Source organism: Mycobacterium sp. TH-M82 (assembly GCF_057473605.1).
Map to the genome: position 1 here is coordinate 1 of NZ_JBYCKY010000773.1, position 1,939 is coordinate 1,939.

The window sequence follows — 1,939 nt, forward strand, 5'->3', positions numbered from 1 at the left end:
AAACCGGTCGGCAGGGGTCGGCATCGTGTGGTGACGGTATACGACATGATCCACGAGCTTTTTCCCGACGAGTTTCCAGACGCAGAACGGGTGGCCGCTGCCAAGCGCGCCGCGGTGGATCGCGCTGACCACGTGATCTGCATTTCGGAGACGACCCGACGGGATCTCGTGCGCATTTTGGGTATCGATGCGGCACGTACGAGCGTCGTGCACCTCGGTTACTCGATGACCTCTGAGACGGACCCAGAGGAGCCAAGAAGCGGTGAGCGCAGACCCACGCTTCTGTACGTGGGGAACCGCAGGGGATATAAGAACTTCGGAATTGTCTTGCAGGCGTATGCCAGCTCGGTGGTGTTGCGGGATTTCGAACTTATAGTATTCGGTGGACACTCGGTGTTGCCTGATGAGCAGCAAGAAATCGCCCGACTCGGCATCGCTGGTAGCGTGCGGTTCGAGTCTGGGTCCGATCGAGAGCTCGCAGCTCGCTATAGGCAGGCAGTTGCGTTTTTATATCCATCGAAGTACGAGGGGTTTGGCATTCCGCCCCTTGAGGCGATGAGCCATGGCTGCCCAGTCGTATGCAGTAATGCCGGCTCAATCCCCGAGGTAGTCGGGGACGCCGGACTGTTCTTCGAACCCGACGACGCCGAGCAACTGCGCGCGACCCTGGAACGCGTCGCGACGAGCGACGGACTGCAGGCGGACCTGCGAGCCCGGGGATACGCCCGTCTCAACGCGTTTTCCTGGGAAAAGTGCGCCGAGGCGACCGCCGAGATTTACCGCGATCTCAGCTGAGGTTTGCCGCAGCCTCTCGGGTAGGCACTCCTACGTAAGAATGGCTTTTAGTTCATCTCTTGCGGAGGGTTATCTCTCGACCCGCCAGGTAGTTGCCCGAGAGTAGGTCGTTCCTGGTATCGGAGCCCGAGGCTATGTGTCCGGCGGAGATATCGGCAACCTGCCTGCCCGAATCCGGGCGTTACGCTACGCGACGCGTCACAACGAGGTAACGTTCCGTCCAATGTGGACTGCCGTGCTGTTTTTGGGCTTCGGGATGGCGATCGACCCGTTGCGCTTGGGTCTCGCCGTGGTCTTGCTATCCAGGCGTAAGCCGATGCTCAATCTTCTTGTGTTTTGGTTGGGTGGCATGGTGGCGGGCCTAGCGCTCGGCTTGGCAGTGCTCATCGTGATGCGTGATACAGCGTTGCTCGTAATCAAGAGTCTCGTCTCCGCGGTTGCGGATGTCCGGACCACCATCGCCTTGGACGGAGGACGCCTGCAACTCGCCTTGGGCGTGCTCGCGCTCGGATCTGTGTCCTACATGTTGATGCGTGAGCGCGCTCGGGCGCAGGCCCCCGTTCTCGTAGGGGGTGGTGCGTTTAATGGGACGCCCCAGCCTCGCGCGCCGGGCCTATTCGCGCGGATGGGCGCGATCACGCAGAACCTGCTGGAACGCGGCCGTCTCTGGCCCGCATTTCTTGCCGGCCTGGGATCGGCAACGCCGCCGGTGGAGTGTCTGATGGTGCTCACCATCATCATGGGGTCGGGCGCCTCGCTCAGCACACAGCTCAGCGCGTTCGGCCTGTTTACGCTCATCGTTCTCGCGGTAATCGAAATTCCACTCATCGCTTATGTTGCGATGCCCGAGCGAACGCATGTCCTGATGCAGCACCTGCAGAGTGGGATACAGAAGTACCGTCACCGCATCGCTCAAGGGGCGCTGAGTGTTGCCGGCGTGCTGTTCGTAGCTCAAGGCATGGGGAGTCTCTAAACTGCTCTGGCGACGCATTAAGCGCGGCAAGCAGTGGAACGTCTGCAGCCTCGATAGAACTCCCGGACATCCCGCCGTCTCGGTGTGTGTACCCATGTACAACAATGGCGCGACCATCGAGCGCTGCCTGCGCAGCGTCCTGGACCAGGACGGGGTCGACTTCGAGATCGT

Annotated in this window: 3 protein-coding genes; all 3 read left to right on the top strand. The window is 61.1% G+C overall.

All coding sequences use genetic code 11. The features are described from left to right. Nucleotides 1-795, top strand: a 795-nt coding sequence (locus AC2VON_RS22960) for a glycosyltransferase family 4 protein (RefSeq protein ID WP_486954911.1), incomplete at its 5' end; no start/stop codon positions are given. 223 nt (nt 796-1,018) lie between these two features. Continuing rightward, nucleotides 1,019-1,768 carry a GAP family protein gene (locus AC2VON_RS22965; protein ID WP_486954912.1) on the top strand — a complete coding sequence of 250 codons (750 nt, stop codon included), beginning with the start codon at nt 1,019-1,021 and terminating at the stop codon, nt 1,766-1,768. 16 nt (nt 1,769-1,784) lie between these two features. Then, on the top strand, nt 1,785-1,939 hold a 155-nt coding region (locus tag AC2VON_RS22970; RefSeq protein WP_486954913.1), incomplete at its 3' end, for a glycosyltransferase.